This window comes from Janthinobacterium sp. HH102 (genome assembly GCF_001758625.2).
In the GTDB taxonomy this organism is placed as follows: Bacteria; Pseudomonadota; Gammaproteobacteria; order Burkholderiales; family Burkholderiaceae_D; genus Janthinobacterium.
Genome location: NZ_CP062062.1, coordinates 4388206 through 4410815 on the forward strand (window position 1 = coordinate 4388206; position 22610 = coordinate 4410815).

Genomic DNA, 22610 nt, shown 5'->3' on the forward strand with positions numbered 1-22610 from the left:
GCCGATTGCGCCCGAGCCAACCGCCGTCAGGCCAGGCGCCGCACGTCCTGCCGGGCAGGCGGCACTGGCCGGCGCAGCGGCGTGACGTTGCTGGCCGCCGGCACGGCGATGCCTTCGGCCTGGGCATGCAGGCGGAACACGCCCACCAGTTCCGTCAGGGTCTGCGCCTGGTCCTGCAGCGATTCGGCGGCGGCTGCCGCCTCTTCCACCAGGGCCGCATTCTGCTGCGTCACCTGGTCCATCTGCAGCACGGCCTGGTTGACTTGCTCGATGCCGGCGCTTTGCTCGGCGCTGGCGGCTGTGATTTCCTGCATGATATCGGCCACCTGGCGCACGCTGGTCACCACCTCATCCATCGTCCTGCCCGCGTCATGCACGAGTTTGGAGCCGATTTCCACCTGTTCGACGGAGTCGCCGATCAGGGTCTTGATTTCCTTGGCGGCACTGGCAGAACGCTGGGCCAGGCTGCGCACTTCGGATGCCACGACGGCAAATCCCCGCCCTTCCTCGCCCGCCCGGGCCGCTTCCACGGCCGCGTTCAAGGCCAGGATATTCGTCTGGAAGGCGATGCCATCGATGACGCTGATGATGTCGACGATCTTGCGCGACGACGCATTGATCGATTCCATGGTCTGCACCACCTGCCCCACGACGGCGCCGCCCTTGCCGGCCACATCGGACGCGGCGCCGGCCAGCGCATTGGCCTGGCGCGCATTGTCCGCGTTCTGCCGGACGGCCGAGGTCAGCTGTTCCATCGAGGACGCCGTTTCTTCCAGCGAACTGGCCTGCTCTTCCGTGCGCGACGACAAGTCGAGGTTGCCCTGGGCGATTTCGCTCGAGGCCGTGTTGATGGTATCCGTACCCGAGCGCACCTGGCTGACGATGCCCACCAGCTTGTCGCGCATGGCTTTCATGGCGAACAGCAGGCTGGCATTGTCATGGCTGGCCGTGCGGATATCGATGGTGAGGTCGCCCTCGGCGATGGCGCCGGCGATCCTGACGGCGTACGCCGGTTCGCCGCCGAGCTGGCGAGTCAGTCCGCGCGTGATCAGCGCCCCCAGCGCCAGGCCGGCCGCCATGCTGCCCAGCACCAGCGCGATCATGAAGCTGCGGCTGGCCTGGTACACGCCCGAGGCCTGCTCGGAAGCCGCCTTGGCGCGCTCTTCCTTCTGCAGCGAAAGTTTATCCAGCATACCGTCGAGTTCATCGGCATGCTGGCGCGTCTTGTTGAGCAGTTCGACCAGTTGCGCGCTGCGCTGCGCCAGCGGCTCGGCCGCCGCCAGCGCCAGGGCTTGCTGCATGGTGGCAATGTACTCCGCTTCGACAGCGGCGAAGCGGGCAAACAATTCCTTGGCGGCCGACGTGACGAACAGCGGCTGGGCCTTGGCCAGATAGCTTTTATTTAACTCGAGGAATTTGCCGATGTCGGCCTGGCGCGTTGCGCGCTCCTCGGCGGTCGTGGCCAGCAAGAAATTGCTGCGCGCGCGGCCCACCTTGATCAGGGCAATATTGGCCTCTTTGATGTACGACAGCCCCAGCAATTCATGGTTGTACATCTGCCCCGCCATGGTATCGATCTTGCCCATGTTGAAGATGCCGATGCCGGCCACGATGGCCCCCATCAGCGCGACGCAAAAGAAGGCAGCGAGCAGGCGCGTCCCCACTTTCATTTTACTCAACATGTTTCCTCCAAGACAAGACGGTAGCCAATAATTTAAGCTATGACTTGAATATAAGGAAAAAACTGTCACTAAAATGCTCGGATTGTCACTAACCAACAATTCCTTGATACAAAGCAACATGCCCCGGGGCGTGCCATGTTAGCAATCCCCGGGAGAGCGTCAATGGCCGCTGTGCCCGCCTGGCTTGCGCACCGTCATTTCCACGCCGCTTTTTGCCGCCGGCTTGCCCGCGCCCTGGCCCCGCACCGGTTCCGGCAAGGCGCCCGTCCATTCATAGGCCACGCTGCCGGCCGGGTGCTTGTACCAGCCCGGGTCGCGGTAATCGCCCGGTTTCTGATCCTTGCGCACCTTGACCGTGGTAAACATGCCGCCCATGCCGATGGCACCGAAGGGACCGTCGCCGGCCATCATCGGCAAGGTATTGTCGGGGATCGGCATCTGCATCTCGCCCATGTCGGCCATGCCCCGTTCGCCCATCACCATGTAGCCGGGCACCAATTGATTGATCTTCGCCGCCACGCCCTGGTGGTCGACGCCGATCATGGTGGGCACGTCGTGTCCCATGGCATTCATCGTGTGGTGCGACTTGTGGCAGTGGAAAGCCCAGTCGCCGAGGTCCGTTGCCGTGAACTCGACGGCGCGCATCTGGCCCACGGCGATATCTGTCGTCACTTCGGGCCAGCGCGATTCGGGGCGCGTCCAGCCGCCATCGGTGCCCGTCACCTCGAATTCATGGCCATGCATGTGGATCGGGTGGTTCGTCATGGTCAGGTTGCCCACGCGCACGCGCACCTTGTCGCCCTGGCGCACGACCATGGGGTCGATGCCGGGGAAGACGCGGCTGTTGAAGGTAAACAAGTTGAAATCTGTCATGGTCATGATCTTCGGCGTGTAGCTGCCGGGATCGATATCGTAGTTACTAAGCAGAAAGACGAAATCGCGGTCCACCTTCATGAAGTTCGGGTCTTTCGGGTGCGTGACCCAGAAACCCATCATGCCCATGGCCATCTGCGTCATTTCATCGGCATGCGGGTGGTACATAAAGGTGCCGGGCCGCCTGGCGACGAATTCATAGACGAAGGTTTTGCCGGGAGGAATACCCGGCTGGGTCAGGCCCGTGACGCCATCCATGCCGTTGGGCAAGCGCTGGCCATGCCAGTGCACGCTCGTGTGTTCCGGCAACTTGTTGGTGACGAAGATGCGCACGCGGTCGCCCTCCACGACTTCGATGGTGGGACCGGGCGACTGGCCGTTGTAGCCCCACAGATTGGCTTGCATGCCGGGCGCCAGTTCGCGCACGACGGGCTCGGCCACCAGATGGAATTCCTTGACGTTGTTGTTCATGCGCCAGGGCAAGGACCAGCCATTCAGGGTGACGACGGGGTTGTACGGACGCCCGTTCGGCGGCGGTGGCGGCGCTTTCGTGTCCGCGCCAGCCATGCTGACGGCTTCCGGCAGGGACGCCGCACCGACTCTGCTCACCGCTGCCGCACTCAGGGCGACGGCGCCCGCATTCATGAAAAAATTTCTACGTGTAATCATCATTATTCCTTGTTGGCTGGGCCGCTGCCATTGATGGCGCCTTGCAGTTCGGTTTGCGCGATCCAGAAATCGCGCTGGGTTTCGATGGCGCTGTTCACGCTGGCGACTTGCTCGCGTGCATCGGCCAGCAGTTCGAACACGCTGGCCAGCATGCCGTTGTAGCGCAGCAATACTTCATGCGAGATCGTCTTGCGCAGCGGCACGACTTCATCGCGGTAATGGCGCGCCAGGTCGTAGGCCGTGCGGTAGCTCGAATACGCTTCGCGCACTTCCGAGCGGGCCTTCACCGCCGTGCCCGCCGTGCGCTGCAGCGACTGCTCATACAGCGCTTGCGCCTTGGTGTTGCGCGCCGTGCCCCAGTCGAACAGCGGCAGTTCCAGCGATACCTCATAGCCGTTTTCGCGCGGCGCCCCGCTCGTGCTCTTGTTGGTATAAGCCACGTCGAGCACATTGATGAAACCCGTCACCTTGGACAGGCCCAGTGCACTGGCCGTGGCATGGGCGTCAAGTTTGCTCATCTGCACGTCGAGGCGCTGCTCCATCGTCTGCGCCTCGATATTGCCAGGCTCCGCCGCCTGGGCCGGCAAGTCGGGCAGGCGCGACGGCAAAGTAAAGCTGGTCTGCTTGCCCCACAGGCCCAGCAAGCGCGTCAGGTGTTCGCGCGTCACCAATGCCTGGTGGCGGGCGCGGGCCAGGTCGCCGACGGCGTCCGCATAAAACACTTGCTGGCGCGCCTGGTCGAGGCGGCTCCAGTTGCCCGCCTGCCGCAAGCGCGTGGCCAGTTCGGCGCCCGCCTCGGCCGACAGCAGCGCCCGCTGCATGAACGCTTCCGTCTGCACGGCGGCCACGGCATTGAAGTAGGCGCGGCGCGTCTCAAGCGCCAGCTGCACGGCGCTGCCGGCGGCCTGCAGCTTGGCTTGCTCGAAGCGGCCCCGCTCGATGTTCACGCGCATCGGCATGGTCAGCAAGCCCGCCAGGTCGAAGCTGACGCCCCGGTCGATTTCATTGCCGTGGCTGCCGTGCGAACGGCCGAACGACAGGCCCGGGTTGCGCAAGCGCCCCGCCTGCACCAGGTCCGATTCGGAGGCGCCCAGTTCGGCCAGCGCCACTTTCATGCCGTGGTTGTTCATCAGGGCAATGCGCACGGCGCTGTCGGCGTCCAGGGGCTGGGCCAGCAGGGAAGCCAGCTTTTCCTCGCCGCCCTTGTCCGTCAATGCCGCAGGGGCGCCCGTGCGGGCGTCTGCCAACGCGGACACGGCCTGCATGCCGCCATCGGGGCTGAAGCTGGCGCAGCCGCTGAGCAGCAAGGCGGCCGCCAGGGCCAGCGGCGTGAGGCAAGTTGATTTTGTAAAACGTGCCATCTCAGTGTCCCTCATGCTGGTGTTGCGGGGCGGGCTGGGCGGCCGGCTTGGGGCCGGGCTTCTCCATCGGCATCTTGTGGCCGTCCATCTTGTGGCCGTCCATTTTCATCATGCCCATGTGGCCGCCGGCCTTGCCGACTTTCTCGTTGACGGCGCGCCAGGTCTGATCGGGCGTGGCGTCGTCCTCGGCGGCGGGACGGTAGCCGGCAAAGGCGGAGCGGTAGGTGGCGGCCGGCACGGGCGCTTGCGCCTCTTGCGGGGCGGATGGGGGCCGCGATTGCGCGGCGGCGTCCAGCGGCAGCGAGGCAAGCGTAACGCCGGCGGCCAGCGCGAGGCTGAATAATTGCTTCATGGTATTCCTTGAATGACGGGGTATGGCGCGGCGGGCGCGCGACGGGAACGCTGGCGCGGCCAAAGCAACGTGCAGGGACGTGCGACGGCGGCACCGCCAGGTTCAACGGGCGGTCAGGCGGAGCGCGTGCTTCTCGGGGGACGTTCAGGGCCGGAGGGGATATGCCCGGCGAACAGGGAATCGGGCGCCAGCGCCGGGGGTGGCGCGCGCAGGGTCAAGGCGTGCACGGCAGGCATGCCGGGCGGCGCCGTGGCGCCCACCGTGCAGGCGCCATGGTTGCTGCAATCGTGGCCAGGGTGGCCGGCGCCGCCATCGTCCATGGCCATGTGCAGCGGCTGGCCTTGCATCTGCATGTCGGCCATGCCATGGCACTGGGGCGCCTGCATGGCCTCGACAGCGACCGTGACCGCTGCCGCCCGCTCGTCCACGCAGCAGCTGCGCATGGCCGACGCAAAGCCCTGCAAGGGCAAGGTGACGGCAAGCAGCCAGAGCAGCGAGCGGGCGAGAAAGCGGAAAAAGGCACGGTTCATGGCACGACTATAAACCTTCCCACATGAGGAAGGTCAAGTGCCTATTTGATCTCGCCGGCCATGCGTCAGCCAGATGACGTAGACGCCGTAATAGCCCTGCCCTTCCAGGATGAGCTGGCCATCGGCAAAATAGATTTTCTCCACTTTATTGACGGTAAAGTACGCGCGGCCATCGGCCGCCTCCACGTCGCCCAAGCAACGGGCGCGGGGCCGGCGGTAGCCGCTGGCGCGCCCGATGGCCCACATCAGGTCGCCGATCATGAAGTCGTCAATCATTTCGGTCAGCAGCGGCCGGTGACCCGCCAGCATGGCCGTGATGTCGGGGTAACCGGCGTCCCTGAGCTCGGGCAAGTCGCTTTCCTCGTACTGCAGATCGTCTTCGCGGCAATCCTGCACGAAACTGTTGAACTGTTCGTCGAGCAGTCCCGCCAGCGCCGCTTCCGGCACGCTCAGGCGGAACGGGTGCAGCGGCAGCACGCTGTGCTGGCCGTAATTGAGTTCGCGGCAGTCGAGCAAGGCCAGCGGGTGGGGCTGATCACGGACCTCGCAGCGGATGCCAAGTTCTTGCTCAAACGTCATCAATATTCACCGTTGCCATGCACATTGTCCCCGTTGTACACCATCAGGGCCATATGGTAAGCGCTGTCGGGCAAACGGGACAGGCTCAGATGCAACAGAAAACAACGGATCAGTTCATCCCGCGCGGCACGCCTGTCAGGCGGGTTCCGTGATGCCCACGCAATTGCGCCCGTTTTCCTTGGCCACGTACAGGGCCGCGTCGGCGGCCAGCAGCACGGCGTCCGTGCTGCGCTCGCCGTGCGACGATGCCACCACGCCCAGCGAGACCGTGATGGCGCCCGCGCCGGGAATCACGGCGGCGGCCACCTTGGCGCGCAGGCGCTCGGCCACCTGCATGGCCACGTCCAGGTCGGCATCGGGCAGCAGCATGATGAACTCGTCGCCGCCATTGCGGCACAGAACGTCGGCATCGCGCGAACAGGCGCGCATCAGCTGCGCCAGGCGCAGGATGACTTCATCGCCCACGGCATGGCCCCATTTATCGTTGACTTGCTTGAAATGGTCGATATCGATGGCGATGACGGAAAACGGCCGCGCCTGCGCCTGCCAGACGTCGAGCGCCGCCGCCATGCCGCGCCGGTTCGAGAGGCCCGTCAGCGGGTCCGTCTCCACGTCGGTCTTCAACTTGCCGATCCTGTTCTGCAACAACGCCAGGCCCTTCAACAAGGCTTTCTTGATCTGCGCCGCCTCCACATACCAGGCACGGATGGAGGCGATGTGCTCGCTCGTACCGGGCACATCCATGCGCCGCGCCCCCTCGGCCAGTTGCATCAGGGGCCGCGAAATCAGGCTGGCCAGCCACCAGATGAATGGCAAACTCAGCAAGGCGATCGGCAGGGAATGCCATACGGTATTGGCCATCAGCTGGTTCAGCGGGGCCAGGGTCATGGCCGTGGGACGCTGCGCCACGATGCCCCAGCCCGTCGACGGCATGACGGCGTAGCCGGCCAGCATGTCCACGCCCAGGCTGTTATGCATGCGCCGGTTGCCGCCGCCCCGCTGCGCGATGATGGTGTCGATGACGTCATTGCGGCCGGCCACGTGGCCCAGGCGCTCAGGATCAGGGTGGTAAAGCAGGCGCCGGTTCTGGTCGACCACGTACAGGTAGGAGCCGTCGCGGTAATAATGCTGGCCCAGCATGGTGTACAGGATGTTTTTCTGTTTCAGGTAGATGCTGCCGCCCACGTAGCCGAGGTAGCGGCCATCCTTGCCAAGGATGGGATGCGAGATGAACACCACCAGATTGCCGACCGAAGATATGTACGGCTGCGTGACCAGCGGGCGCCGTTCGCGCAGCGCCTGCGCGGCGCCGGCCGAGTCGAGCGTGCGGTTTTTCAGGGCCAGGGTTTCCGGCGACACGCCCAGCACCTTGCCCTGGGCATCGACGATGAGCACGGAATTGAAGCTGTTCGTTTGCAGGCGCAGGCGCTGTGCCTCGTCCGTCAGCCATTGCTCGTCGCCCATGCGCGACGGCAGGCTGCCGGCGCTGTAGGCCAGCTGCTGGCGCGCCGACTGCAGGAAATCCTCGGCCGTGCTGGCCAGCTTGCTCGCGTAGGCGTGGTTCGCTTCCAGGGTGGTATCGATCAGCAGCTGGCGCTGCACGCTATAGCTGGCATAGAAGGTGTTGGCCAGGGACACCAGGGCGCTGGCAAAGGCCACGAGCACGATCAAACGGCGCAAGTTCATGCGCGGAACAGGTTTAGTCCACATGGAGTCGGCAGGAAATTGGAAAGTATTGCGCTACAGAAAGGGCGCATTATACCGAGACAGCCGTGCCAATATTGAAATCCTGGCATCGTTGGTCAAAGAATGTGAACAAGCGGCAACGCTGAGCGCTGCCGCCTTGACTTGCATCAAGCGTGAATCGCATGCTTGCGGACCCAGTCCACGTAGCGCTGCATCCAGCCCTGGAAGAAACCGAGGCTGGCCGGGCCGATGCCGCCGTGCTCGTCGAACAGGCCGTCCTTGGCCTGGATAAACATTTCAGGCTGTCCCAGCAGCGGCACGTCCAGGTAGGCGAGCACATTGCGCAAATGCTGCTGCGCCAGGGCCGTACCGGTGGCGCCGACGGACACGCCGAGCACGGCACCGGGCTTGCCGCCCCACACGCTCTGGCCATACGGACGCGAGCCGTGGTCGAGGGCGTTTTTCAGCACGCCGGGGATCGAGCGGTTGTATTCGGGGGTGAGGAAGAGCAAGGCTTGCGATGCGGAAATGTCGGATTTGAGGCGCAGCACCTGCTCGGCCTGCGCGCCATCGTCATCCTGGTTGTACAGCGGCAAATCGCCGATTTCAATGTGCTTGAAGGAAAACTCGGGCGGCGCCAGCTTGATGATGGCGTCGGCCAGCTTGCGGTTGAAGGAATCCTTGCGCAGGCTGCCGACGATGATAGCAACGTTATATTGACTCATAGAAATCCCCGATGATGGTTAAAAAAAGCCCTGAGGTGCGATGCACGTCAGGGCTATCTTGCCACACAATCATCGGTTTCGCGCTGCCTAGCGTGCGAAACCAGCGCACCTGAAAAAATGCTCAGGGCTAGGCGCCTTGCCGAAGACAGTACGAATGTACGGCAAGGCAACAACGCCATGGGCGTTTTGGCAAGTGCGCTAACGTGCCAGGCCCCGGTACTCGCGGTAGTAGCGTCCGCCCAGGTTCGTCAATACCTCGTAGCCGATGGTATTGGCCATGGCCGCCACGGCATCGACCGGGTGTTCGGCGCAGATCAGGTCGACCAGGCTGCCCGGTGCGACGCGTTCCTCGGCGATGGCGCTGACGTCCAGGGTGATGGAATCCATCGAGATGGCGCCGATCTGCGGCACTTTCACGCCATCGACGATGGCCAGGCCCTGATTGCTCATGCTGCGCAGCCAGCCATCGGCGTAGCCGACGGAAACCGTGGCCACCTGGCGCGGCTCGCTGGCCGTGTAGCGGCGGCTGTAGCCCACGTGGTCGCCGGCGGCGATCGTGCGTGTCTGCAAGACCTTGCCTTGCAGCCGCACCACGGAACGCAGCGGATTCGGTTCGCCGCCCTGCGGTCCGATGCCGTACAGGGCCGCGCCGGGTCGCACCAGGTCGAAGTGGTAATCGGGCGACAAGAAGATGCCCGAGGAATTGGCCAGGCTGGCGCGGTACTGCGGCAAACGGGCGCGAATGGCGATGAAACGGGCCAGTTGCTCGCCATTCATCGGGTTGGCGCGCTCGTCGGCGCAAGCCAGGTGGCTCATGACATAGCGCACATTGATGCCGTCGAGAAAGTGCGGGTCCAGCAGCCAGCCGTCGATTTCCTGCGGCGACAAGCCCATGCGCGACATGCCCGTGTCCACCTGCACGATGGCGTCCAGGGTGGTGCCCAGCGCTGCTGCGTGCCGGCGCCAGCCCGCCACCTGCGGCTCGCTGTTGAGCACGGGCGTCAGGCCATGGGCCGTGAATTCGCCTTCCGTGTCGACGGGTGGGCCGTGCAACACGAAGATGGCCGCGTCCGGCGCCACGTGCGGGCGCAGGCTGATGCCCTCTTCCAGGTGGGCCACGAAGAAATGGCGGCACCCTTCTTCATACAGGGCCGCGCCCACTTGCGCGGCGCCCAGGCCATACGCATCGGATTTCACGACGGCCGAGCAGGCGGCCGGGTGCGCCTTGTCGCGCAGCAAGCGGTAGTTGGCGCGCACGGCATCGAGGTCCACCGTCAGGATGGCGCCGCTACGTTCCTTTGGAGGCATGCTTCCCGCCATCTCAGGCTCCCGCGTATTGCAACTTGCCGCCGCGCTGCGCGCCGCTGTAGCGGCTGACGGACAGGTCGTCGGCCAGAATGGCCGGCTTTTTCGACGACATCAGGTCGGCCAGCAATTGCGCCGAACCGCAGGACATGGTCCAGCCCAGGGTACCGTGGCCCGTGTTCAGGAACAGGTTGCGCAGCGGCGTGCGGCCGACGATGGGCGTGCCGTCCGGCGTCATCGGGCGCAAGCCCGTCCAGAACGTCGCCTCGGCCGTGTTGCCGCCGCCGGGGAACAGGTCGTTGACGACCATTTCCAGGGTTTCGCGGCGGCGCGGATTCAGGTTCAGGTTGTAGCCGGCGATTTCTGCCATGCCGCCCACGCGGATGCGGTCGTCGAAGCGCGTGACGGCGATTTTATAGGTTTCATCGAGGATGGTCGACACGGGTGCCTTGGCCGCGTTGACGATGGGCACGGTGATCGAATAGCCCTTCAATGGATACACGGGGATGTCGAGCAGCGGCTTCATGAAGCCCGTCGAGTAGGAACCGAGCGCCACGACATAGGAATCGGCCTTGACGATTTCCGCGCCGCATTGCACGCCGGCGATTTCGTCGCCCTGCGTCAGCAATGCATCGATGGAGACGCCATAGCGGAACTTCACGCCCAGCGCCTCGGCCATCTCGGACAGGCGCGTGGTAAACAGCTGGCAATCGCCCGTTTCATCGTTGGGCAGGCGCAAACCGCCAAACAGCTTGTCCTTGACGGCTTCGAGGGCCGGCTCGGCGCGCGACAACTCATTGCGCTGCAGCACTTCATACGGCACGCCCGCGTCTTTCAACACTTCGATATCCTTGGCGGCGTCGTTGTATTGCTTTTCCGTGCGGAACAATTGCATCGTGCCTTGCTGGCGGCCTTCATACGTGATGCCGGCCTCGGCGCGCAACACCTTGAAGCAGTCGCGGCTGTACTCGGCCAGGCGCACCATGCGTTCCTTGTTCACGGCATACGCTTCCGGCGTGCAATTACGCAACATCTGCCACATCCATTTCAACTGGGCGGCGCTGCCGTCGAGCGAGATGGCCAGCGGCGCGTGGCGCTGCATCATCCATTTCACGGCTTTCAGGGGAATGCCGGGCGCGGCCCATGGCGAAGCGTAGCCGGGCGAGATTTGCCCCGCATTCGCAAAGCTGGTTTCCAGTGCGGGGCCCGGCTGGCGGTCGATGACGGTCACTTCATGTCCTGCTTTGGCCAGATAGTAAGCACTGGTGACGCCGATGACGCCGCTACCCAGAATCACGATACGCATAGTTTCCTCATTATATTTTTTTAGGCTGACGCCAGATTAACCGCTATCATATTGGGAAAGAGCCAGTATTTGTTCACGTATAAATCGAGATATTCAGCAATAAATCATGAGAATCCTTAAAGAATCGGCACGTGGCCTCGACAAGCTGGACCGCCACATCCTGCGCATCCTGCAACAGGATGGCCGCATCTCGATGAAAGACCTGGGTGAACAGGTGGGGCTGTCCATCACGCCCTGCATCGAGCGGGTCAAGCGCATGGAGCGTGACGGCGTCATCACGGGCTACCACGCCAAGGTGAACCCGGCCGCGCTGGGCGCCAAGCTGCTCGTCTTTGTAGAGATTACTCTCAATCAAAAGTCGGCGTCCGCCTTCGAACAATTCCGCCGCGAAGTGCTGCAGATTCCCGAGGTACAGGAATGCCACCTGGTGTCCGGCGACTTCGATTACCTGATCAAGGCGCGCATCCATGAAATGGCCGAGTACCGCAAGCTGCTGGGCGACATGCTGCTGCAGCTGCCGGGCGCCGCGCAATCGAAAAGCTATGTGGTGATGGAAGAAATCAAGGAAACCCTGGCACTGTCGACCGACGTGCTGCAGAACCGGTAAAAGTACCGCCAGCCGGCACCAACGGCATCATTTTTTGCGCCTTTGTATAATCTTGTAGCACATTCGCGGCGACGCAAGCACACTCCCGGCATGACATCACGCCCGTCCCCTCTGAGATTGGAAGCAGTGATGCACACCGGGAGTCCCTATGAACACATTGATCAAACTGGCAGCTTCCTGCCTCGCGGGCCTGGCCGTGGCCATGTGCACCGCCAGTGAATACAAGGTCAACCGCGCGCCCGACAACGGCGCCATCTATCAAAACATCAAGGTCGGCAAGACCACCCGCCTCGACCTCGACGCGGCCCTGGGCAACGCCACCGTCGTCAGCTTCGATCCCGGCTATGAAGTCTGGGTCTACAAGAACCAGCTGCAAGCGCCCAAGGTGACGCGGCTGATCCCCCTGCTGGGCGAAAAAGGCACGCGCGAAGTGGCCGTCATGTTCGACCAGGCGGGCGTCGTGAAGAAATTCCGCATTCACGAGCCGCGCAAGTAGGCGCACAGCGAACGGGCGCCGCCTGCCACGCTGGCTGGCTATACTGGCTGCTGGCTCCCGCCGCCCACCGCTCACCTACCCAGCAAGGAGTTCCCATGCGCCTGCCCCTGATCGCTCCGCAAGACCTGACGCCCGAACAGCAGCCGCTGTACGACGATATGCGCAAAGGCATCACCAGCAATTTCAACGATTTCATCGCCGTGCGCGAAGACGGCGCCCTGATGGGGCCATGGAATCCGTGGCTGCACGAACCGGCCATCGGCAAGGCCATCTGGGACCTGACCCTGGCCATGACGGCCAACGCCACGCTGCCCGATAACGTGCGCCAGATTGCCATCCTGGTGGTCGGCGCGCGCTACAACGCTGCCTATGAAATCTACGCCCACATCGCCGTCGCGGAGCGCGAAGGCATGTCGGCCGAGCGCCTGGCCACGCTGGTGGCCGACGTCAAGCCGGTCGACCTCGACCAGCATGAGAGCATCGCCTACGATTTTGCCTACGCGCTCAGCGGCGGCGGCACGCTGCCGGAGCCGCTGTACCGCCTGGTGCTGGCCACCTTTGGCCAGCACGGCACCAACGAGCTGATCTACCTGGTGGGCCTGTACGCGCTGGTCTCGACCACCTTGAACGGCTTCAACGTGCCGGTGCCGGAACGCGACTGAAGGGCCTGGCCCCTCACTTGTCCCCCTGCGATGGGGAACGCCAGCGGACGCGCTCTTGCTCTACACTGGCGTTTTATCCTCGGCAACCTCCATGCAATTACCTGCAAACCTCGCCCACATCTCTGTCGAACAAGACTGGCAACACACGACTGCGTATCCACCGCTCGGCTTCACCCCGTTCGCTGAAGGGGCGCTGGGCAATGGCGATACGTTCGGCCTGTACTGGCCCATCGGCCGCGAAGCGTACGAACCGATCGTCGTCGAGACCTGGCACGACGAGTGGCGCTTGCAGCCGCACTTTTCCAGCCTGGCGGCGTTTCTGTCAGCCTACGCAACGGCGGAAGACGAGTACGTCGCCACGCCATCGCTGGCCGACGACCCCGCTTCGCCGCGCGCCGCGTTCCTGGAAGCCAAGGAATTGATTGCGCAGCGCAATCCCGCAGCGGCCATCGCGCTGCTGGAAGCGGCGCTCGCCATCCTTCCCGAATATACGGACGCGCTGGTGCTGCTGCATGGACAGTATGTGCGCGCGGGAAGAATCGACGAAGCCGTCAAGCTGGCCATCCAGGCCATCATCTCTCCACCATCGTTTGGCGGCCCGCCATTGAAGGCCTTGCAATGGCTGCGCTCGCAGCCGATACCGGACGGGGAACCAGACCCCATCTGGCGCGCCTGCGGGCAATTGTCGTTCAACTTCGGCGGCAGCAAGGAAAATGCCGATTACCCCGTACTGCTGGCCGCCATCGACACCTATCTGGAACAAGGCAAGCATCTTTCCGCCTCGACCCTGATGCAGACGTATGCCGAACTGATGAGCGCGGAAACCGTCTCGTTCCAGGAACGCTACGCCTTCGAACCGGCCGCCTTCATCGCGCGGCAAATCGCCGTCAGCGCGCAGCTGCCCAACGGCAGCCGGGACACATCCACGCTATGGCTGCCTGATCTGGTCTGATTGCTGCCGGAATAGCTTGCGGTACGCCGACGGCGACGTCTGCAAGCTGGCCCGGAAATGCTGGCGCAGCGACAGGGCCGTGCCGAAGCCGGCTTCTTGCGCCACGACATCGATCGAGGCCGCGCTTTTTTCCAGCAAGCTTTGCGCATGCGCCAGACGCTGGTTCAATAGCCACTGCTTGAACGAGGTGCCCGTCGCCTGGCGGAAGTGGCGCGTGAAATTGCGCCGGCTCATGGCGGCCCGTTCGGCCAGCGCATCGATGCTGTGCGCCTGGCCCAGGCTGGCCGTCACGCAGGCAAGCACTTCGGCAAAGCGCCCTTCGCTGCCGGACACGGGCAGCGGGCGTTCGATGAACTGGGCCTGCCCGCCCTGGCGGTGCGGCGCCACCAGCAGCCGGCGCGCCACGCGGTTGGCCACCTCGGCGCCCGCCAGCTGGCGCAGCAGATACAGGCAGCAATCGAGGCCGGCCGCCACGCCCGCCGACGTCAGCACGGCGCCATCGTCCACGTACAGCACTTCCCGGTCTACCCTGACCCTGGGATAGCGGGTCGCCAGCCGGTCCGCCATGCCCCAGTGCGTGGCCGCGCTCTTGCCATCCAACAAGCCCGCCTGCGCCAGGGGAAACGCGCCGAGGCACAGGCCCACCATGCGCGCGCCGCGCCCGCTGGCCGCCTGCAGTGCCGCGACCAGCGATGGCGCCGCGTCGCGGCAATCGTCGTGCCAGGCCGGCATGATGACGATATCGGCGCCCTCCAGGCCTTCCAGGCCGAACTCGGGCGTAATGGCGAAGCCGGCCGCCGTGCGCAAGGGCGCGGGGTCGGCGGCACAGACGCGCACGTGGAAAGGCGGCAGATCGGCCTCGTCCGTCTGGGCGCCAAACACGAGACAAGGCACGGACAAGTGGAAAGGCGTCATGCCGTCGAAGGCGATCACGGCCACGCTCAAAGGCGAAGAAGAAGAAATGGCAGGCATGGCCCGATTTTATCGCAGATAGGCCTTCGGGCCACTTTTTGTTTATGCCGTGCGGCTTGAAAATGGCTGTATCGGGGAAGTCCTTCCTCTTTCAAACATTCAGGAGTCAAGCATGTCCACCACTACCGCACCGCGCCGCGCCCTGCTCGTCATCGACGTGCAAAATGAATACTTCACGGGCGACATGCCCATCGAATATCCGTCCGTCGACATTTCCCTGCCCAACATCGTCACCGCCATGGCCGCCGCCCGCGCCGCCGGCGTGCCCGTCATCGTCGTCCAGCACGATGCGCCGGAGGCTTCTCCCATCTTTGCAAAAGGCAGCGACGGCTGGCAGCTGCACCCGCAAGTGGCCGCCTTTGCCGCCGACCACCGCATCAACAAGAGCATGGGCAGCGCGTTTGCCGGCACGGACTTGCGCGCCTGGCTGGAGAGCCACGGCATCGACACCCTGACGGTGATCGGCTACATGACGCACAACTGCGACGCCGCCACCATCTACCAGGCCGCGCACGACGGCTTGCAAGTCGAGTTCCTGCAGGACGCCACCGGCACACTGCCCTACGCCAATGCGGGCGGCACGGCCAGCGCCGAGGAAATCCACCGCGTCTTCAGCACGGTGTTCCACTCGAATTTCGCCGCCGTCGTCAGCACGCAGGACTGGCTCGATGCCGTGCGCGCAGGCAAGCCGCTGGACAAGGACAATATTTATCTGTCGAACCAGCGCGCACGCAAGGCGCAGGCGAACTGACGCCGGCGGGAATGGACGGGTATCATGCGTCCATTCCCAACTTGATGATGAACGATGCGAAAAATAACTGTGCTGGGCTTGACGACTGCTGGTGTTTTCCTGCTGGCCACCGCTGCCCTGGTGCTGGCGGGCCTGAACGACAAGCTGGCCCCGGCCGACGTGATCGTCGTGCCCGGCAACACGATCCTGCCCGACGGCACGCCCAGCCCCCGCCTGCAGGCGCGGCTCGACGCGGCGCTCACACAGTTCCAGGAACGCAGGGCGCCGCGCATCCTCGTCAGCGGGGCGACGGGCAAGGAAGGTTTTGACGAGGCCGCGGCTATGGCCCGCTACCTGCTCAAGCGCGGCGTGCCGGCCGGCGCCATCATTGAGGATAATCAAGGCTGGACCACGGACGCCACGGCCCGCAACGCTGCGGCCCTGATGCGCCAACACGGCTGGCACACGGCCATGGTGGCCACGCAATACTTTCACGTGCCCCGCTTCCGGCTGGCGCTGGAGCGCAGCGGCATCACCGTCAGCGGCCACGTGCACGCGCCCTATTTCGAGCTGCGCGACCTGTATTCCGTGCCGCGCGAAACGGTGGGCTATGCCGTGTATTTCATGCGCCATTGATCCTGGCTTATTCCCTGACTCACTCGCTCCAGTCGCGCGAGCGCTCCACCGCGCGCTGCCATTTATGCAAGCGCGTCAGCCGTTCGTCGGCCGCCATCTTCGGCTCGAATCGGCGTCCCACCTGCCACTGGGCGGCGATTTCTTCCTGCGACGTCCAGAAACCGACGGCCAGGCCCGCCAGGTAGGCGGCGCCCAGGGCCGTCGTTTCCGTCACCACGGGGCGCACCACAGGGACATTGAGTATGTCGGCCTGGAACTGCATCAGCATGTCGTTGCGGGCCGCGCCGCCATCCACGCGCAACTCGGATAGCGCAATGCCCGCGTCGTCCTGCATGGCGGACAACACATCGACGTTCTGGTAGGCCACGCCCTCCAATGCGGCGCGCGCGATGTGGGCCTTGCCCGTGCCGCGCGTGATGCCGATCAGGGTGCCCCGTGCATACGGGTCCCAGTACGGTGCGCCGAGCCCCGCGAAGGCGGGCACGAAGACGAGGCCGCCCGAATCGGGCACGCTGGTGGCCAGCGCTTCCACTTCGGACGAGTCGCGGATGATGCCGATGCCGTCGCGCATCCATTGCACGGCCGCGCCCGCGATAAAGGCGCTGCCTTCGAGCAAGTAATCAGTCTTGTCGCTGCCGGCGCCCAGGCTCCAGCCCACCGTCGTCAGCAGCCGGTTTTTCGATGGCAAGGGGCGCTTGCCCACGTTCATCAGCATGAAGCAGCCCGTGCCGTAGGTATTTTTCGCCATGCCCGGTTTCAAACAGGCCTGGCCGAACGTGGCCGCCTGCTGGTCGCCCGCGATGCCGGCGATGGGTACGGACACGCCCAGCAATGCCGCGTGCGTATGCGCGGCCACGCCGCTCGAGGGCACGACGTCGGGCAGCAGGGAGGCGGGAATGTCCAGCAGCGCCAGCAGGTCCGTGTCCCATTGCAAGGTGTGTATATTGAACAGCATGGTGCGCGCCGCGTTGCTCGTGTCCGTCAAGTGGGCGCCGCTCATCTTGTAGATCAGCCAGCTGTCGACGGTGCCGAAGGCCAGCTCGCCCCGTTCGGCGCGGGCGCGGGCACCCGGCACGTTGTCGAGCAGCCATTTGAGCTTGGTGGCGGAAAAATAGGCGTCCAGCACGAGGCCCGTTTTTTGCTGGATCACGTCCGCCTTGCCCTGCTCGACCAGCTGCTCGCAGAACGCGGCATTGCGGCGGTCTTGCCAGACGATGGCGTTGGCGACGGGTTCGCCCGTGGCGCGGTCCCACAGCACCGTCGTTTCGCGCTGGTTGGTCACGCCGATGGCGGCCACGTCGCTTGCCGCCACGCCGCTGTCGCGCAGCACCTGCTGCAGCACGCCTTCCTGCGAAGCCCATATGTCGCCCGCGTCATGCTCGACCCAGCCCGGCTGGGGGAAAATCTGGCGAAATTCGCGCTGCGCGCTGGCGTGCGGCCGGCCCGCATGGTCGAACAGGATGGCGCGCGAACTGGTGGTGCCCTGGTCTAAAGCAAGTATATATTTGGTCATGGTCGCTACTACGGCTATACAGTGAAAAAAGGGCACGGACATGCGCCCGTGCCCCGGGAAAGCGGCGGCAGAAGTCTACACGACTACCTTACCTTGCCTTCTTTCCAGGCCTGCAATAATTTATCGTAAGCAATAGTTTCACCCTTCGGCTTTTCATTCGCCAGCTTTTTCCATGGCGCGTGCTGGTCCGACAGATACTGGTTCGGATCGACCTTGGGATTGAGCTTGGGCGCGCACGCCTTCATGCCGGCCCGCTGCAGGCGCGCCATGACCTGGTCCATTTCCTCGGCCAGGTTATCCATGGCGGCCTGCGGCGTTTTTTCCGCCGTGATGGCCGTGGCCACGTTCTTCCACCACAGCTGGGCCAGCTTTGGATAGTCGGGCACGTTGTTGCCGGTCGGCGTCCACGCCACGCGGGCGGGGCTGCGGTAGAACTCGATCAAGCCGCCGTACTCGTTCGCGTGCTTCGTAAAATAATCGTGGCGGATGTCGGAATCGCGGATGAAGGTCAGGCCGACGATGGATTTCTTCAGCGACACGGTTTTCGACGTGACGAATTGCGCGTACAGCCAGGCGGCCGCCTTGCGGTCATCGGGCGTGGACTTGAACAGGAACCAGGAACCCACGTCCTGGTAGCCGTTCTGCATGCCCTCTTTCCAGTACGGGCCGTGCGGCGACGGCGCCATGCGCCATTTCGGCGTGCCGTCCTTGTTGACCACCGGCAAGCCCGGTTTCGTCATGCCGGCCGTAAATGCCGTGTACCAGAAGATTTGCTGGGCGATTTCGCCCTGCGCCGGCACGGGACCCGATTCCGAGAAATTCATGCCGTTCGCCTGCGGCGGCGCGTATTTCTTCATCCAGTCGATATATTTCGTCAGCGCAAAGACGGCGGCCGGCGAATTGGTGGCGCCGCCGCGTGACATCGAGGCGCCTACGGGCGTGCACTTGTCGGCCGCCACCTTGATGCCCCACTCGTCGACGGGCATGCCGTTCGGAATGCCCTTGTCGGCCGCGCCAGCCATCGACAGCCAGGCATCGGTAAAGCGCCAGCCCAGGGACGGATCTTTCTTGCCGTAATCCATGTGGCCGTAGACTTTCTTGCCGTCCAGTTCCTTCACGTCATTCGTGAAGAAATCGGCGATGTCTTCATACGCGGACCAGTTTTGCGGCACGCCCAGTTCGTAGCCATACTTGGCCTTGAACTTGGCCTGCAAATCCTTGCGCGCGAACCAGTCGGCGCGGAACCAGTACAGGTTGGCGAATTGCTGGTCGGGCAGCTGGTACACCTTGCCGTCCGGCGCCGTGGTAAAGCTGATGCCGATGAAATCTTTCAAATCGAGACCGGGATTCGTGAATTCCTTGCCCTTGGCGGCCATGTAGTCGGACAGCGGTTCCACGGCGCCATAGCGGTAATGGGTGCCGATCAGGTCGGAATCGGAAATCCAGCCGTCATAGATGCTCTTGCCGGACTGCATCGACGTTTGCAGCTTTTCCACCACGTCGCCTTCCTGGATGATGTCGTGGCGCACCTTGATGCCCGTGATTTCCTCGAAGGCCTTGGCCAGGGTCTTCGATTCGTAGACGTGGGTGTCGATGGTTTCCGAGACCACGGAAATTTCCTTGATGCCCTTGGCTTTGAGCTTGGCCGCCGCATCGATGAACCATTTCATTTCAGCAAGCTGTTGCTGCTTGCTCAGGCTGGATGGCTGGAATTCCTTGTCGATCCAGGTTTGCGCCTGCTTGGCGTCGGCCAGGGCCGCGTTCGACACGAGCATGGCCGCAGCCGCGAAGACCGTGAACTTCAATTTCATCGTGAATCTCCTTTTATTTTATTGCCGGCCGCCTGCTGACGGTCCGGCCTCCATCAACACCGGCAAGCCGGTCATCCCCAACGCATTACCACTAATAAAATGACAAAACTGATGGCGGCGCCTATCGCCTGCTGCATTTCCGTGAACCCCGCCCAGGCCAGATTCACGTAGGCCGCAGTGAGCAAGCCGATGAACAGGCGGTCGCCGCGCGTCGTCGGCATGGGCAAAAAGCCCTTGCGTTCGATGCTGGGCGAACGGATTTGCCACACCGTCATGCCGGCCAGCATCAAGCCGATGCAGATGAAGAAGATGGCCACTTCCGGCGTCCACGCCATCCAGCCGAACAGGCTGGCTGTGCTATCGGTATTTTCCATGTCACACCCTCCCCATCGCGAAACCCTTGGCAATGTAATGCCGCACGAACCAGATCACCAGCGCGCCGGGCACGATGGTCAGCACGCCGGCCGCCGCCAGCACGCCCCAGTCCATGCCGGCCGCCGACACCGTGCGAGTCATGGTGGCGGCGATCGGCTTGGCATTGACGGAAGTCAAGGTGCGCGCCAGCAGCAATTCCACCCAGCTGAACATGAAGCAGAAGAACGCCGTCACGCCCACGCCCGACTTAATCATCGGCAAGAAGATGCGGATGAAGAAGCGGGGAAAGCTGTAGCCGTCGATATACGCCGTCTCGTCGATTTCCTTCGGCACGCCGGACATGAAACCTTCCAAAATCCACACAGCCAGCGGCACGTTGAACACCATGTGCGCCAGCGCCACGGCCAGGTGCGTATCCATCAGGCCCACCGTCGAATACAGCTGGAAGAACGGCACGAGGAAGACGGCGGGCGGCGTCATGCGGTTGGTCAAGAGCCAGAAGAATAAATGCTTGTCGCCGACAAAGTTATAGCGGGAAAAAGCGTAAGCTGCCGGCAAGGCGACCGTGACGGACATGACCATGTTCAAGGCCACGTAAATCATGGAATTGATGTAGCCGCTGTACCAGGAACGGTCGGTAAAAATCGTGTGGTAGTTGGCGAACGTCCATTGCTGCGGCCACAGGCTCAGCACGCCCACGATTTCCTCGTTGGTCTTGAGCGACATATTGAGCATCCAGTAGATGGGCAACAGCGAGCCCAGCAAAAAGACGATCAGGATGGTGCTGCTCATTTTCTTGTGCATCATTTCTGGTCTCCCGTGCCGACTCTCTGCATCCACGTGTACAGCACAAAGCAGAACAGCAGGATGATGAGGAAATAGATCAGTGAGAAGGCCGAGGCCGGCCCCAGGTCGAACTGGCCCACTGCCTTTTGCGTCAGGTATTGCGACAGGAACGTGGTGGCATTGCCCGGTCCGCCGCCCGTCAGCACGAACGGTTCCGTGTAGATCATGAAACTGTCCATGAAGCGCAGCAAGACGGCGATCATCAGCACATTGCGCAATTTCGGCAGCTGGATGTAGCGGAACACGGCCAGGCGCGAGGCGCCGTCGATGCGTGCCGCCTGGTAATACGCGTCAGGAATGGCGCGCAAACCCGCATAGCACAGCAGCACGACCAATGGCGTCCAGTGCCAGATATCCATCACCATCACCGTCAGCCAGGCGTCGAGCGAATTGCCGTTGTAGTTGTAGTCGAATCCCAGCTGATTCAGGGTATAGCCCATCAGGCCGATGTCGCCGCGGCCGAAGATTTGCCAGATGGTGCCCACCACGTTCCAGGGAATGAGCAAGGGCAGCGCGATCAGCACCAGCGCCAGCGATGCCTTCCAGCCATCGGCCGGCATGCACAGGGCAATCAAGATGCCGAGCGGAATCTGGATGGCCAGCACGGAGCCGGAAAACAGCAGCTGGCGCAACAAGGCGCTGTGCAAGTCGCCGTCGAGCATGACCATGCGGAACCACTCGGTGCCCACGAAGACCTTTTGCGTGGGGCTCAGAATATCCTGCACGGAATAATTGACCACCGTCATCAATGGCAGGATGGCGGAAAAGGCCACGCACAGCAGCACGGGCAAGATCAGCAGCCAGGCGCGGCGGTTATTATCGGTTTTACCGTTATGTATCATCAGGCCACCCGCTTATCGTTGACATAGAAAAGGGTGCGTTGCGGCGGAAAATGCAGCCGCACAGCATCCCCGGCGACGGCATCGATGGCGCGCAGCTTGGCCGCCACCGTCACGCCGCCCAGCTGGAATTCCGCCAGGTAATGCGTACCCATATTGCGCACGGCAGTCACCGTGGCGTCCAGGCAATGATCGCTACCCGCACCGCTCTCGCCCGCCTTCAGGCATGCGACGAATTCCGGCCGCACGCCCAGCGTGATTTTCCCTTGCGCGCCAGCCAGGGCCGCGCGGGCGGAAGCGGACACGGCGAGTAGCTGCCCCGCCACGCGCACGCCGCCATCGTCCAGGGTGCAATCGAGCAAATTCATGCCCGGGTTGCCGATGAAATAGCCGACAAAGGTGTGTTCCGGTTCCTCGAACAGCGCCTGCGCGCTGCCCGTCTGCACCACTTCGCCCTGCGTCATGACGACCACCTGGTCGGCAAAGGTCAAGGCTTCCACCTGGTCGTGCGTGACGTAGATCAGGGACAATTTCAGTTCGTGGTGGATCTCCTTCAACTTTCTGCGCAACAGCCATTTCAAATGCGGATCGATCACCGTCAGCGGTTCGTCGAACAGCACGGCCGCCACGTCGGGGCGCACGAGCCCCCGTCCCAGCGAAATCTTTTGCTTGGCGTCCACGGACAAGCCGCTGGCGCGCAGTTTCAAGTCGCCCGTCAGCTCCAGCATCTGCGCCACCTGCTGCACGCGCTTTTTCACCTCGCTCTCTTTCCAGCCGCGATTACGCAGCGGAAATGCCAGATTGTCGTGCACGGTCATGGTGTCGTAGATGACGGGAAACTGGAACACTTGCGCGATATTGCGTGCTTCCGTGGGCAGCTGCGTGACGTCCTTGCCGTCGAACAGCACCTTGCCATGCGACGGTTTCACGAGACCGGAGATAATATTGAGCAAGGTCGTCTTGCCGCAGCCGGACGGCCCCAGCAAGGCATAGGCGCCGCCGTCATGCCATTCCATGCTCATGGGCCGCAGCGCATAGTCGGCGGGTGCCGTCGGGTTCGGTTTGTAGGCGTGAGCCAGGTCCACCAGTTCGATGCGCGCCAT

23 protein-coding genes are annotated in these 22610 nt (G+C 63.4%); 6 read left to right on the top strand and 17 right to left on the bottom strand.

Annotation, left to right across the window (positions count from 1 at the left end):
- Nucleotides 1-26 precede the first annotated feature (26 nt).
- From JAB4_RS31040 to JAB4_RS20015, 10 genes are all read right to left on the bottom strand, one after another.
- Nucleotides 27-1682 carry a methyl-accepting chemotaxis protein gene (locus JAB4_RS31040; protein ID WP_139143558.1) on the bottom strand — a complete coding sequence of 552 codons (1656 nt, stop codon included), beginning with the start codon at nucleotides 1680-1682 and terminating at the stop codon, nucleotides 27-29.
- Nucleotides 1683-1841: 159 nt separating this feature from the next.
- The gene (locus tag JAB4_RS19975) at nucleotides 1842-3224 is read right to left on the bottom strand and encodes a copper oxidase (protein WP_070222173.1); all 1383 of its coding nucleotides are present in this window, start codon (nucleotides 3222-3224) and stop codon (nucleotides 1842-1844) included.
- A 2-nt stretch (nucleotides 3225-3226) separates the two neighbouring features.
- The gene (locus JAB4_RS19980) at nucleotides 3227-4585 is read right to left on the bottom strand and encodes a TolC family protein (protein ID WP_070222175.1); all 1359 of its coding nucleotides are present in this window, start codon (nucleotides 4583-4585) and stop codon (nucleotides 3227-3229) included.
- A gap of 1 nt (nucleotide 4586) precedes the next feature.
- A complete protein-coding gene (locus JAB4_RS19985; protein ID WP_070222177.1) occupies nucleotides 4587-4937 on the bottom strand; it encodes a hypothetical protein in 351 nt (116 codons plus the stop codon).
- A gap of 113 nt (nucleotides 4938-5050) precedes the next feature.
- A complete protein-coding gene (locus JAB4_RS19990) occupies nucleotides 5051-5467 on the bottom strand; it encodes a hypothetical protein (RefSeq protein WP_070222179.1) in 417 nt (138 codons plus the stop codon).
- Between the two features lie 33 nt (nucleotides 5468-5500).
- Complete coding sequence (locus JAB4_RS19995) at nucleotides 5501-6046, bottom strand: hypothetical protein (RefSeq protein ID WP_070222181.1); 546 nt, start codon at nucleotides 6044-6046, stop codon at nucleotides 5501-5503.
- A gap of 135 nt (nucleotides 6047-6181) precedes the next feature.
- Nucleotides 6182-7756 carry a sensor domain-containing diguanylate cyclase gene (locus JAB4_RS20000; protein ID WP_070222183.1) on the bottom strand — a complete coding sequence of 525 codons (1575 nt, stop codon included), beginning with the start codon at nucleotides 7754-7756 and terminating at the stop codon, nucleotides 6182-6184.
- Nucleotides 7757-7899: 143 nt separating this feature from the next.
- Complete coding sequence (locus tag JAB4_RS20005) at nucleotides 7900-8457, bottom strand: NAD(P)H-dependent oxidoreductase (protein ID WP_070222187.1); 558 nt, start codon at nucleotides 8455-8457, stop codon at nucleotides 7900-7902.
- A 198-nt stretch (nucleotides 8458-8655) separates the two neighbouring features.
- The gene (alr, locus tag JAB4_RS20010; protein WP_227742002.1) at nucleotides 8656-9765 is read right to left on the bottom strand and encodes an alanine racemase; all 1110 of its coding nucleotides are present in this window, start codon (nucleotides 9763-9765) and stop codon (nucleotides 8656-8658) included.
- A gap of 13 nt (nucleotides 9766-9778) precedes the next feature.
- Entirely contained in the window at nucleotides 9779-11068 is a 1290-nt protein-coding gene (locus JAB4_RS20015; RefSeq protein WP_070222191.1) for a D-amino acid dehydrogenase, read from the bottom strand.
- Nucleotides 11069-11174: 106 nt separating this feature from the next.
- Between JAB4_RS20015 and JAB4_RS20020 the strand changes: the two genes are divergently transcribed.
- The 4 genes from JAB4_RS20020 to JAB4_RS20035 all read left to right on the top strand — a co-directional run bounded on the left by JAB4_RS20020 (nucleotide 11175) and on the right by JAB4_RS20035 (nucleotide 13785).
- Nucleotides 11175-11675, top strand: coding sequence for an Lrp/AsnC ligand binding domain-containing protein (locus JAB4_RS20020; protein WP_070222192.1), 501 nt, complete (start codon nucleotides 11175-11177; stop codon nucleotides 11673-11675).
- Between the two features lie 148 nt (nucleotides 11676-11823).
- Entirely contained in the window at nucleotides 11824-12171 is a 348-nt protein-coding gene (locus tag JAB4_RS20025; RefSeq protein WP_070222194.1) for a hypothetical protein, read from the top strand.
- A gap of 95 nt (nucleotides 12172-12266) precedes the next feature.
- Nucleotides 12267-12833: a carboxymuconolactone decarboxylase family protein gene (locus JAB4_RS20030; protein ID WP_070222196.1), complete on the top strand. Its 567-nt coding sequence runs from the start codon at nucleotides 12267-12269 to the stop codon at nucleotides 12831-12833.
- Nucleotides 12834-12924: 91 nt separating this feature from the next.
- A complete protein-coding gene (locus tag JAB4_RS20035; protein WP_070222198.1) occupies nucleotides 12925-13785 on the top strand; it encodes a tetratricopeptide repeat protein in 861 nt (286 codons plus the stop codon).
- Here the strand turns inward: JAB4_RS20035 and JAB4_RS20040 are convergent.
- Nucleotides 13762-14757, bottom strand: a complete 996-nt coding sequence (locus JAB4_RS20040; protein WP_070222200.1) for a helix-turn-helix domain-containing protein — start codon at nucleotides 14755-14757, stop codon at nucleotides 13762-13764. The two genes, JAB4_RS20035 and JAB4_RS20040, sit on opposite strands and share 24 nt — an antisense overlap.
- Before the next feature lie 112 nt (nucleotides 14758-14869).
- On the opposite strand from JAB4_RS20040, the gene JAB4_RS20045 reads away from it, so the two are divergent.
- Nucleotides 14870-15508 (top strand): cysteine hydrolase family protein, encoded by a 639-nt coding sequence (locus JAB4_RS20045; protein ID WP_070222202.1) that lies wholly within the window; start codon nucleotides 14870-14872, stop codon nucleotides 15506-15508.
- A 54-nt stretch (nucleotides 15509-15562) separates the two neighbouring features.
- Nucleotides 15563-16123: a YdcF family protein gene (locus tag JAB4_RS20050; RefSeq protein WP_070222204.1), complete on the top strand. Its 561-nt coding sequence runs from the start codon at nucleotides 15563-15565 to the stop codon at nucleotides 16121-16123.
- Between the two features lie 19 nt (nucleotides 16124-16142).
- Here JAB4_RS20050 and glpK read toward each other — a convergent pair whose 3' ends face one another.
- The 6 genes from glpK to JAB4_RS20080 form a co-directional block, all read right to left on the bottom strand.
- Nucleotides 16143-17636 carry a glycerol kinase GlpK gene (gene glpK, locus JAB4_RS20055; RefSeq protein WP_070222206.1) on the bottom strand — a complete coding sequence of 498 codons (1494 nt, stop codon included), beginning with the start codon at nucleotides 17634-17636 and terminating at the stop codon, nucleotides 16143-16145.
- Between the two features lie 83 nt (nucleotides 17637-17719).
- The gene (locus JAB4_RS20060) at nucleotides 17720-19447 is read right to left on the bottom strand and encodes an extracellular solute-binding protein (protein WP_034779106.1); all 1728 of its coding nucleotides are present in this window, start codon (nucleotides 19445-19447) and stop codon (nucleotides 17720-17722) included.
- Nucleotides 19448-19518: 71 nt separating this feature from the next.
- Nucleotides 19519-19821 carry a DUF2160 domain-containing protein gene (locus JAB4_RS20065; RefSeq protein WP_227742003.1) on the bottom strand — a complete coding sequence of 101 codons (303 nt, stop codon included), beginning with the start codon at nucleotides 19819-19821 and terminating at the stop codon, nucleotides 19519-19521.
- Nucleotide 19822: 1 nt separating this feature from the next.
- Entirely contained in the window at nucleotides 19823-20626 is an 804-nt protein-coding gene (locus JAB4_RS20070; RefSeq protein WP_175444707.1) for a carbohydrate ABC transporter permease, read from the bottom strand.
- A complete protein-coding gene (locus JAB4_RS20075) occupies nucleotides 20626-21510 on the bottom strand; it encodes a sugar ABC transporter permease (RefSeq protein WP_034754965.1) in 885 nt (294 codons plus the stop codon). The genes JAB4_RS20070 and JAB4_RS20075 overlap by 1 nt, the downstream gene beginning before the upstream one ends.
- Complete coding sequence (locus tag JAB4_RS20080; protein WP_070222210.1) at nucleotides 21510-22610, bottom strand: ABC transporter ATP-binding protein; 1101 nt, start codon at nucleotides 22608-22610, stop codon at nucleotides 21510-21512. The genes JAB4_RS20075 and JAB4_RS20080 overlap by 1 nt, the downstream gene beginning before the upstream one ends.

Bases quoted from the DNA above. Each gene is read 5' to 3' on its own strand.
- glpK (WP_070222206.1), bottom strand. From the start codon at position 17,636: ATGACCAAATATATACTTGCTTTAGACCAGGGCACCACCAGTTCGCGC.
- JAB4_RS20030 (WP_070222196.1), top strand. From the start codon at position 12,267: ATGCGCCTGCCCCTGATCGCTCCGCAAGACCTGACGCCCGAACAGCAG.
- JAB4_RS20020 (WP_070222192.1), top strand. From the start codon at position 11,175: ATGAGAATCCTTAAAGAATCGGCACGTGGCCTCGACAAGCTGGACCGC.
- JAB4_RS20065 (WP_227742003.1), bottom strand. From the start codon at position 19,821: ATGGAAAATACCGATAGCACAGCCAGCCTGTTCGGCTGGATGGCGTGG.
- JAB4_RS20080 (WP_070222210.1), bottom strand. From the start codon at position 22,610: ATGGCGCGCATCGAACTGGTGGACCTGGCTCACGCCTACAAACCGAAC.
- JAB4_RS20070 (WP_175444707.1), bottom strand. From the start codon at position 20,626: ATGCACAAGAAAATGAGCAGCACCATCCTGATCGTCTTTTTGCTGGGC.
- JAB4_RS20050 (WP_070222204.1), top strand. From the start codon at position 15,563: ATGCGAAAAATAACTGTGCTGGGCTTGACGACTGCTGGTGTTTTCCTG.
- JAB4_RS19975 (WP_070222173.1), bottom strand. From the start codon at position 3,224: ATGATTACACGTAGAAATTTTTTCATGAATGCGGGCGCCGTCGCCCTG.
- JAB4_RS20035 (WP_070222198.1), top strand. From the start codon at position 12,925: ATGCAATTACCTGCAAACCTCGCCCACATCTCTGTCGAACAAGACTGG.
- JAB4_RS19995 (WP_070222181.1), bottom strand. From the start codon at position 6,046: ATGACGTTTGAGCAAGAACTTGGCATCCGCTGCGAGGTCCGTGATCAG.
- JAB4_RS19990 (WP_070222179.1), bottom strand. From the start codon at position 5,467: ATGAACCGTGCCTTTTTCCGCTTTCTCGCCCGCTCGCTGCTCTGGCTG.
- JAB4_RS20015 (WP_070222191.1), bottom strand. From the start codon at position 11,068: ATGCGTATCGTGATTCTGGGTAGCGGCGTCATCGGCGTCACCAGTGCT.
- JAB4_RS20075 (WP_034754965.1), bottom strand. From the start codon at position 21,510: ATGATACATAACGGTAAAACCGATAATAACCGCCGCGCCTGGCTGCTG.
- JAB4_RS20025 (WP_070222194.1), top strand. From the start codon at position 11,824: ATGAACACATTGATCAAACTGGCAGCTTCCTGCCTCGCGGGCCTGGCC.
- JAB4_RS20045 (WP_070222202.1), top strand. From the start codon at position 14,870: ATGTCCACCACTACCGCACCGCGCCGCGCCCTGCTCGTCATCGACGTG.
- JAB4_RS19985 (WP_070222177.1), bottom strand. From the start codon at position 4,937: ATGAAGCAATTATTCAGCCTCGCGCTGGCCGCCGGCGTTACGCTTGCC.
- JAB4_RS20000 (WP_070222183.1), bottom strand. From the start codon at position 7,756: ATGTGGACTAAACCTGTTCCGCGCATGAACTTGCGCCGTTTGATCGTG.
- JAB4_RS20040 (WP_070222200.1), bottom strand. From the start codon at position 14,757: ATGCCTGCCATTTCTTCTTCTTCGCCTTTGAGCGTGGCCGTGATCGCC.
- JAB4_RS20005 (WP_070222187.1), bottom strand. From the start codon at position 8,457: ATGAGTCAATATAACGTTGCTATCATCGTCGGCAGCCTGCGCAAGGAT.
- JAB4_RS20060 (WP_034779106.1), bottom strand. From the start codon at position 19,447: ATGAAATTGAAGTTCACGGTCTTCGCGGCTGCGGCCATGCTCGTGTCG.
- JAB4_RS31040 (WP_139143558.1), bottom strand. From the start codon at position 1,682: ATGTTGAGTAAAATGAAAGTGGGGACGCGCCTGCTCGCTGCCTTCTTT.
- alr (WP_227742002.1), bottom strand. From the start codon at position 9,765: ATGCCTCCAAAGGAACGTAGCGGCGCCATCCTGACGGTGGACCTCGAT.
- JAB4_RS19980 (WP_070222175.1), bottom strand. From the start codon at position 4,585: ATGGCACGTTTTACAAAATCAACTTGCCTCACGCCGCTGGCCCTGGCG.